This is a genomic window from Prevotella pallens ATCC 700821, assembly GCF_000220255.1.
Classification (GTDB): Bacteria; Bacteroidota; Bacteroidia; order Bacteroidales; family Bacteroidaceae; genus Prevotella; species Prevotella pallens.
Genome location: NZ_GL982513.1, coordinates 764,424 through 773,640 on the forward strand (window position 1 = coordinate 764,424; position 9,217 = coordinate 773,640).

A 9,217-nucleotide genomic window follows, 5' to 3' on the forward strand; every position below is an offset into this window, starting at 1 on the left:
ATGGTATTTTTATTACAATGAAAGCTCACTAATTTTTATATTATGGAAGCTTGCCGAAGTTCCTTTATTATAAAACTTAATAGAAGTGTATGGTGTTGTTGGAAATACGAGGTTTGTCATTGCAATGCGCCCACCATCAACAAAGATTTCAACCGAGCATTTATCAACGAAAATATCTACATGATATGTTTTCCCTTTACACAAACTTAAGGGAGCCCAAGTTCCGAGTGCGAAATCGTTTTTGTAATTTACAGAATTAAAAACACGAAATGGTGTATTTCCAGCACCTTGATGAACATCGGAATAATTCTTCTCTATGTCGTGTGGTACAGAGAGTTTTCCAAATTCTATAAGTCCACTTTCGGTACGGTCCATAACGAGTTTTCTTTCTTTCGTGTCAAAGTATATTTTTACATTTTCGCCTTTTGCATTATACAATTCAATACCCGTTATACCTGTAATATTTGGAGTTATATCCATTTCAAGCTCGAAAGCATTATCTTTACTCTTTATGATATTCTTCTTATCGGCAAGAGTTTTTACATTCATATCGGGTAGAGTTGTGGTATTTTTTCGTAGAGCTTTAACTTCAGGAGCTATATTATTAGAAACATAAAGCTTACCATCTGTACCTGTATATAACTTTAGTTCTCGTGGAAGAGTGTTTGCTCCACGATATTGTTTTATAGGTGTAACATTAGCATATTGCCAATTACTCATCCAAGCTATAGAAAGAACACGATTTTCTACTCCAGAGAAACAAACAGTGGCATAGTTGTCTTTACCATAATCAAGAAAGTTATATTCGTTTGGAGGAGTATCGCATTTGAAATTCTTTCCATCGAAATCACCAACAAAATATTCTGTAGCAGAACCACCAAATAAGCAACCTGGATTGATGTTTACTAACATAACATATTTCATTTTATTCTTATTGCCATCAACTGGAAGCTGAACAAAGTCGGGACATTCAAACTGGTTAGGTTGCATTCCATATCCTTTTCCAAAGGCACTTACATAGTCCCATTTCTTTAAATTTGCCGATTTGTAGAAACGCATTTCCTTATCGGCAGATATAATCATATACCATTTCTGTGCAGGCTCATACCAAAAAACTTTCGGATCACGGAAATCTTTTAGTCCATCGAATGGTCTTAAAACAGGATTCTTATCGTATTTTGTGTAGGTATAACCCTTATCGGTGCTATAAGCCATACATTCTATCTGTCCATTTTTATCGCTTGCAGACGTATAAAGGGCTATAATAGCATTTTTTCCATAACCTGCAGTGTTATTTTTATCTATGACAGCACTTCCAGAAAATATATGTCCGAGAGTATCGCGAGCAATAGATGACTTCTCTTCTTTCCAATGAATCAAATCTTTACTCGTTGCATGTCCCCAATGCATATTACCCCATTTAGAACCGTAGGGATTATATTGATAGCAAAGATGGTATACTCCGTCCATATAAAACATTCCATTTGGATCATTCATCCACCCAAACGATGGTGTGTGGTGGTAAGATGGACGATAAAAATCGGTATTAACGGTACTCCATTCATTTGATAATTTTAAAATACCTGGTTTATAACAGATAGCATCGTGTTTAAGATTGAGAATTTTTACAGTAGCTCTTGAGCCATTACCTAATTCGAATGGAACATAATAATCTATTTTATCTTGTGCTAAACGTATATCCATCCAAGTATCGGCAGGACTTGATGTATCGAGAAGAACTTTTGCCTCGTCTTTCGATTCTTCTATAGGTAATAGCAAATATTTTGTTGGATTGATTATATTTAATATAGTTGTGTCTCCTTTTTGAGACATTTGTATGGTTTGTGCTTTTGCCGATGTGGCTGCTAAAGATATAACAGCACACGTTAATAATTTATTAATACACTTCATAATTCAGTTTTTATGTATGTGTTTTATTCTTAGAAATTAAGCGATGCTGAAAATTCTACTGTAAATGGGCGTAGATAGCTTCCTGTCATTAATACATTAGAAATGTTTTTTGCATCAGCCTTTGTTATAAGTTCTGCACCAGCTATACTTCCTTTTGCTCCTGTTTGATTTAAGAAGTTTACAACAGTACAACCTAAAGACAACTTCTTATTTACTAGCCAGTTTACACCTCCAAATGTTTCCCAATGACCATTAAAATGGTAAGCATCGTTAATGTTTGCATACGTCTTACTAAAATAACGGAAGCTTGCCCACAATTTTAAATCTTTTGTAAGCATATAGCTTGGGTCGAACTCGATAAGTATTTTTGGAATTTCGGCAACAATATTTCCTGTAGCATTAATCTTTCCTACATATCCATCAGAGAAAGTAATAGAAGTTTCATACTTCTTGTAAGTTGGTTTCTGATAGGTGAAAAGGAAATGTATATCCAATCCTTTCAATGGGTGTGCAATAAGGTCGGTTGTCCACCCCCAAGTTTTTATATCGTATGTTAATGGTGTTGCCATAATTTCGCCACTATGTTGCAAATTTAGTGTAGAATTGTTGTTTGTCTTTGAAATATAAGAGAACAGCGAAGTTAATGTTAGCCATGAATTGTTGTAATATACACCTGCTCTTCCTAAAGGCACCACTACTTTTCCTGTATTTGGTAATGTTGCTGGAGCGAACGATTCAAAACGAAGATGTTGAACAATATAAGTAAAGTCGCCAGTAAGTCCAAAGTTATTATTAATTTTATAGGTTGCAGCAGCCGAAACATCATAATTAAACCAATTGTAATCTATTGGATTTGGTGTAATTTTTGTTCCATCGGGAGCAATTGCACCAATATAGTAATCTGCAAATCTGCCAACATAGCCACCAGTGGCATTTTTAACAGCTGCATTAACACCTTTAAGTTTCTGGCTTTCTAATCTGAAACCATAGTAAAGATTAAGTTTTGGCGTTACGTCCCAATCGTGAATCATGTATAAAGCTAATTTGTTTTCGTGTCCACGATAGAATTCTGAAGCATTCTTATTAAAATCGTAGAAGTAGGTTGAGTGCTTATTTGTGTCGTAAAGTCTGACAGGAAAGCTCCCATCTGACGACACACTTTGGTCGTACATAGATGTGTTTGAACGGTAATCGATGTGGTAATACCACTCGTTTATACCTAAACGTAAGGTTGAAGTAGTAAACTTTTTCTGTAATTCTGATGTTAAAAGAAATTCGTTAATGAATCCTGAATTTAAACTTGACATTCGCGTTTGGACGTAATCGCCTGTATAAGGTGTTGTTCCTCCAGTTATAGTTGGCATTACATAATTGTATGCTGTTGGATTGTCTTTTATATTTATAAGCGACATAGGACTTTGATAAACTAAAGCTCCACGTGCGTGGTCGTATCGTGCTGCTATTTTCCAGCTATATCCATTATCCCAATTGTATTTATTTATTAAAGAAAATTCGCTCGAACGGTTTACTGTGGCATCATACATCGTAGTTTGTTTCAGTTCTCCCGTATTCATATCGCGATAAACAATATTACCGTCGGTTGGTAAATACGAAGTTGTGCCAAGTTTAAATTTTCCATATTCTTTTACACTGCCATCGCCAACGTATATAAAAGGAGCCGATTGTGTTGCATAATTATATACTGGGTGCGAATTAGAATAATGGTACATTGCTGTAAATTCACCACGGTTGTGGTTATAACGTTTAGTTATAGAAGCTTTATAAATTTGTGTGCGATCTTGTAGTTGGCTCGATTTAATTTTAAATGTACCTGGATCGAAATCTTGATAAATACTTGTGCTATAGAACCAATTGTTTCCGAAACCGCCATTAGCATTCAGCGAAAACTCTTGCAAACCAAAATGGTTGGTCTTATAATTTAGAGTTCCATGAAATCCTTCTTCTCCAAGTTTAGTGAAAGAATTTACTGCATATCCTATATTACCAGTTGTTAAAGCTGTTTCCGAAATTTTTAGAAGTCCAACATACCCTAAACTTGCATCAGAACGCCAAATAGAATTTACACTATGTGGGTTGGTTGCATAGGTAATGGGCAAACCATTTTCTAAAACATTTACGTCCGACATAGGAAGTCCTATCTGTATTTCGCGTGGACCGTTTGCACTTGCTGCATTAAGCATTACATTTCTATCGCCTTCTTCATTCGGTTTACTCTCGTTTTGTTTCTCTTTTACTTGGGCAAAAGCTCCTGTAAAGAAACATACCATAGCAAGAACTGTAGTTACAGTTCTTAGTTTAGTTGATGTGTTGGTAGTCATTATCTTATATAGATCTTAAAATTGTTGTCTATTTACTGAAAACTGTTTGCAAAGTAAATGGTTTATTCTAAAAACAGATATAAAAAATGTTGCGTAAACTATTAATTTTGTCTTAATGCAACAAATATTTATCTTTTCGAAATATGTTTTTTATAATTCTAAACCCGATGTAAAGATATTTTGCTAATACATTGAAACTCAAATGTTGGTAAGTTTGGTGTATATTGTGTTTTCTTTATTATATTTTCTCGTTAATTCATAAAAAATAGTATCTTTGCATACATATATACAACTGGGAATACAAGGGGGTATAAATTAACAACGAAAACTAAAGTAACAGGTAGGGGAATGTGTAAATGGAGTTACTTCTTTTGCTATTTTATGGTTTTATTATTGTTTCAGTCGTGCAATAAAACCACAAAGCGATATGTTATAGGTGTATCGCAGTGTTCTGAAGATATATGGCGCACCAAACTTAACGATGAATTATTAATTGGAACTTACGATTATAAAAATGTAGATTTGTTGTTTGCATCGGCAAAGGATAACGACAAACTACAAGTAAAGCAAATTGAGGATTTTATAAATCGTGGTGTAGATTTGCTTATTATCTCTCCTAACCAAATTCATTCCATAACTCCTATTATTGATAAAGCTTTTGACAAAGGTATACCTATAGTTTTGTTCGACCGTAAAACAGACTCGCAGAAATATACGGCTTTTATAGGGGCTGACAATATTGAAGTGGGGAAAGATATTGGCGAATTTGTTGCAAGAACTCTACACGGTAAAGGTTCTGTTTTAGAAATAAAAGGGCTAAACCATTCTTCTCCAGCCATAGACCGTCATAATGGTTTTGTTCATGCGCTAAATAAATATCCTAATATTCAGCTAACAGATACTATTTCGGGCGATTGGACTGAGCTTTCTGGATATAAATGTATGAAGAAAATGCTTGCTAAAACTGAAAATTGCAATATAGTGTGGGCGCAAAACGACCGTATGGCACGCGGAGCACAACGTGCTTTAACAGAAGCTGGCATTAAAGGTGTACAATTTGTTGGAATAGATGCGCTGCCTGGAAAGGACGGAGGTATAGAAAGTGTAGATAAAGGCAGCTTGTTAGCATCGTATATTTATCCTACTCGTGGCGATATGGTGATGCAATTGGCTGTAGATATTTTAGAAAAACGCCCATTTCATCGAGATAATTACCTGAAAGGCGCTCTGGTTACAAAAAATAATGCGAAGGTGTTGCTATTGCAAAACGAAGAAATTATAAAGCAACGAAATAGACTTTCTAATTTGAATAGTAAAATTGATATTTATCTTGCGCAATACAATCACCAAAAAATGTATATGTTGTTGTGTGGGGTAATAATTATATTGCTTATTGGGTTTATTGTTTATATTTATAGAACTACTATTGCTCGTAGAAAGTTAGAAGAAGATGCTACAAATGCAAAACTACAGTTCTTTACTAATATTAGCCACGAATTGCGAACTCCGCTAACACTTATTGCAGAACCCATTGAACAAATTGCTAATGGAGAGAACTTAACTAAATTGCAACGAAATATGTTGCAAATGGTGGAGAAGAATATATCTATTTTAATGCGCTTGATAACCGAAATTCTAGATTTCCGTAAAATACAAAATAAAAAAATGAAGTTGGAGTTGAGCGAATTTGAACTTACCGACTATCTAAAACAATGGACAAATACGTTCGATTCTATCGTGAGAAAACAAAAAAAACAGATACATCTTGTTTTGCCCAACTCTATTTTTATGTATGCAGACCTATATAAAGTGGAACATATTTGTTATAATCTTTTAAGCAATGCTTTGAAATATACAGACGAAGGTGGAAATATTACTGTAAAAGCCGAAAACTTCGATGGAATGGTGCAAATTTGCGTGGAAGATACGGGAAAAGGCATTCCAAAGGAAGATATAAAACATATATTCGATAGGTTCTATCAGGTGCAAAATAGTAATAAAGAAGGCACGGGTATAGGATTAGCTATAGTAAAATCGTTTACCGAATTGCAAGGTGGTACCGTAAAAGTGGAAAGCGTATATGGTAAAGGAAGTAAATTTATAGTAACTCTGCCTATACGTGTAGCTAACAATAATGTTCCGTTAGCAATAAAACCTAATGCTATGAACGAAGAACCGATAGACAATTCAATAGTAACTGATATTTCGAACGAAAATAAAAAATCGAGAATTACTTCTATTCAGCAAATAGATAAGCCTCGTGTGCTCGTGATAGACGATAATGCAGATATTTGTGCCTATGCAACTGTGCTGTTGAACAGTGAATATGACGTGATTGTTGCTTCTAATGGCGAAGAAGGACTGAAAAAAGCCATTAGAGAAGTACCAGATATTGTAGTATGCGATGTTATGATGCCTGGAATGGACGGCTTAGAATGTTGCAAACGATTGAAAAACGATGGAATTACATCGCATATTCCTATAATTTTACTTACTGCAAAAACATTAGACGAATATAGAGTTGAGGGCTATATGTATGGTGTTGATGCTTATTTAACCAAACCTTTTAGTGGAATGGTGTTAAAGGCACGTATAAAAAATCTTATAGAGAATAGAAAATTAATGAAAATTGCCTTTGGAAACGATGCTCGCGAAGAGGTACACGAAGAGGTAATGCAGAGTATTGAAGATAAATTTGTGGAAAAATTTCGTGCCATAATTCAAAATAATCTTGGAAATTCTGAATTGAGCGTAGAAACTATAAGTAAAGAAATGGGCATTAGTAGGGCACAATTGTATAGAAAAATAAAAACGATGACTGGTATTTCTCCCAACGATATTATTCGTGAAGCACGCTTGAAACGTGCAGATAGATTATTGGAAACTACAGATAAATCTATTTCAGAGATAGCATACGAAGTTGGTTTCTCTTCTCCATCGTATTTCACAAAATGTTATAGGGAATTTTTTGGACGAACTCCCAATAAAAAACATTAAGATTTTCAGGCTGTTATTGTTCCTCGGAAAAATATTATTAATTTTTTAAATTTTGTAATTAAAGATTTTTATTTTCTAATTATAAATCTCTGTATTTCTTATTATATTTTTCTTTGGTACAATTACACACTTTGGCTACTATTGTTGTTGTTTGTTTTTTTTTGCATAGTCAATGTTGTTATGGTGCAATAATTATGTATTTTTGCAATGTAAAGTAAATATAAAAATAGTGTGTTATGAAAAAGTTTCTATTGGTTTTACTCTCGTTAGTAATATCTTTTAGTAGTTTTGCTACGTCGGAAGTGTATAAAACTAAGCCTCAGAAAAAGAAAAGAGTGCAGGTGAGTGTAAAAACAAAAGCAATCGATAGTTTTTTTGAAGGAAAATTAAATTTATCAGTTCAGATAGATAGTGGTAAATATGGTGTTTGCTATGCCGATACAGGTTCTTGCGAAGACTGTTCTACTGCTGGAATGGTGAATTGGTATGGAGAAAGAAAAACAATTAGCGATAGAAAAATAGATTTCTTAACAAAGCAGCTTCAAACATTAAGCGCAAACGTGAATGTTGTGGGAGCTAAAAAAGCTAAACTTTTTCGTAATGCTGTGTGCGCTGAAATAGAAATGTGGAACCAATTAGAAAAATTACTCTATAACTTTAATAGCGTGGTATTCGAAATAAACAATGTTTTGAGTGGTGGAACTATTTTTCAAGTGCTGAATGCAAGTACACGGCAAGGTATAAGTTATGCTCGTTTTGCTTGTTTGCAAGAAGATGTAAATACTTTTAAAGGTATAAAGCAAGAAAACGTGAATGATGATAAAGGATTGTTGCTGACACAATTTTATGCAAATATGCGAAGTCTTCGCCCAGTTGTTAAAGCTTCACAGTTGAGAAAAGAGTATAGTTTTATGTCAATAGCTAAAGCAAAAAAAGAAGCATATAGATTAACAAATTCTTATCCTGTATCTGAAATTAAAATAGCAATGAATAATTGGCTTTCTGCACGTAAAAATGTAGCTACTTTACTCTCTTCTTCTTACGAAGCAGCATATAATCAGCATACAATGTTATTAGTTCATTCTCTAATTTATTGTTTTCTGAGCGTAGAAGATTAGTTAAGAAATTATGTTTTTAAAAGATGTCTGTTTGTAATTTAGAGGTCTGCAATAGATAGCTTTTAAAATATACGTAGGAAAATATGTTGTAAAAAAAATTGACGTTATATTTAAAGAGAGTATAACGTCAATTTTTTTGTATACAGAAAGTTTTGTTTATTCTTGTTCAAAGTATATATTATCGAAAACATCACCAGCTGTAACCGCAACATCAATGTAGCGTTTTACCCCCGAATTGTTTGGATTAATTGTTACAGTTAAAATATTGTCTTTGATGCTTGAAGCCGAAAAATTTCCATATATATGTTTGTCATCGTTTTTAGGTAAGTTTGCATTAACCGAACTTATATCGTATCTAACTGTAGTGTTGTTTATTTTTTCGGTAACATCGGAAAACCAAAGAACATTATAATTTTTACATTTGAATTGGAAAGTACGACCTTCTTTTGGAACAGTGAAAGTTTTCTTTTCCTTTGTTTTTAATGTAATACTTTCGTGTTGCCATTTCATAGGTTCCCATGCTCCAACAGGTTCGTCAGAATGACAAGCGGCTGCAAATATGCTTAGAAATAGTGCCGTGATGAGAAAACTAATTTGTTTCATTGTGTAAACTTAAATTTTTAATAATTTGACTTCTATAATGCAAAGGTATAGAGAAAACAAAAATATGCAAAGATGGATAATGTTTTTTTAGTTAAAAAAAACTTGCGTAATATTAGCTTTTATAAAGTTTTTGTCTTGAATAATGTAATAATAATACTCCGGACTGCAATAAAATAGTATAACTGCAAAAGTTTATTGTATTTATTACAGTTTAATTTTGTTCTTTAGAAAGAAATGCGTACCTTTGTA

Annotated in this window: 5 protein-coding genes; 2 read left to right on the plus strand and 3 right to left on the minus strand. The window is 33.5% G+C overall.

Translation table 11 applies throughout. The annotated features are described in order from the left end of the window. Positions 1-12: 12 nt before the first annotated feature. Both HMPREF9144_RS02865 and HMPREF9144_RS02870 read right to left on the minus strand, forming a co-directional pair. Positions 13-1,911 carry a glycoside hydrolase family 32 protein gene (locus HMPREF9144_RS02865; protein ID WP_006044352.1) on the minus strand — a complete coding sequence of 633 codons (1,899 nt, stop codon included), beginning with the start codon at positions 1,909-1,911 and terminating at the stop codon, positions 13-15. A 29-nt stretch (positions 1,912-1,940) separates the two neighbouring features. Beyond that, the gene (locus tag HMPREF9144_RS02870; protein WP_006044353.1) at positions 1,941-4,250 is read right to left on the minus strand and encodes a TonB-dependent receptor; all 2,310 of its coding nucleotides are present in this window, start codon (positions 4,248-4,250) and stop codon (positions 1,941-1,943) included. A 348-nt stretch (positions 4,251-4,598) separates the two neighbouring features. On the opposite strand from HMPREF9144_RS02870, the gene HMPREF9144_RS02875 reads away from it, so the two are divergent. After that, positions 4,599-7,247: a hybrid sensor histidine kinase/response regulator transcription factor gene (locus HMPREF9144_RS02875; protein ID WP_174262602.1), complete on the plus strand. Its 2,649-nt coding sequence runs from the start codon at positions 4,599-4,601 to the stop codon at positions 7,245-7,247. A gap of 236 nt (positions 7,248-7,483) precedes the next feature. After that, positions 7,484-8,365 (plus strand): hypothetical protein, encoded by an 882-nt coding sequence (locus HMPREF9144_RS02880; RefSeq protein WP_006044355.1) that lies wholly within the window; start codon positions 7,484-7,486, stop codon positions 8,363-8,365. A gap of 156 nt (positions 8,366-8,521) precedes the next feature. Here the strand turns inward: HMPREF9144_RS02880 and HMPREF9144_RS02885 are convergent, their stop codons facing one another. Beyond that, complete coding sequence (locus tag HMPREF9144_RS02885; protein WP_006044356.1) at positions 8,522-8,968, minus strand: hypothetical protein; 447 nt, start codon at positions 8,966-8,968, stop codon at positions 8,522-8,524. Positions 8,969-9,217: the final 249 nt, after the last annotated feature.

Coding starts and splice junctions, on each gene's coding strand:
- HMPREF9144_RS02865 (WP_006044352.1), bottom strand. CDS start 1,911: ATGAAGTGTATTAATAAATTATTAACGTGTGCTGTTATATCTTTAGCA.
- HMPREF9144_RS02870 (WP_006044353.1), bottom strand. CDS start 4,250: ATGACTACCAACACATCAACTAAACTAAGAACTGTAACTACAGTTCTT.
- HMPREF9144_RS02875 (WP_174262602.1), top strand. CDS start 4,599: ATGTGTAAATGGAGTTACTTCTTTTGCTATTTTATGGTTTTATTATTG.
- HMPREF9144_RS02880 (WP_006044355.1), top strand. CDS start 7,484: ATGAAAAAGTTTCTATTGGTTTTACTCTCGTTAGTAATATCTTTTAGT.
- HMPREF9144_RS02885 (WP_006044356.1), bottom strand. CDS start 8,968: ATGAAACAAATTAGTTTTCTCATCACGGCACTATTTCTAAGCATATTT.